Below are 240 nucleotides of genomic sequence, written 5' to 3' on the forward strand. Positions count from 1 at the left end.
TTGGCAGCGTGATGAACCAGGTACGCAACATGATGCTGGTCACCGTCTGGGTGTTCATCGGCATCGAAGGCGCAAGCATCTTCTCGTCACGGGCGGAAAAACGCTCCGACGTGGGCAAGGCCACGGTGGTGGGGTTTCTCGGGGTGTTGGCACTGTTGGTGTTGGTCAATGTACTGTCGCTGGGGGTCATGACCCAACCGGAACTGGCCGGTTTGCAGAACCCGTCGCTGGCCTCGGTGC

At 60.4% G+C, this 240-nt stretch carries 1 protein-coding gene; it reads left to right on the plus strand.

Annotation, left to right across the window (positions count from 1 at the left end):
- A partial coding sequence (locus tag J5M56_RS26395; protein ID WP_207938236.1) for an amino acid permease occupies positions 1 to 240 on the plus strand: 240 nt, incomplete at both ends.

Source organism: Pseudomonas sp. 51_B (assembly GCF_017491595.1).
GTDB classification, from domain to species: domain Bacteria; phylum Pseudomonadota; class Gammaproteobacteria; order Pseudomonadales; family Pseudomonadaceae; genus Aquipseudomonas; species Aquipseudomonas promysalinigenes.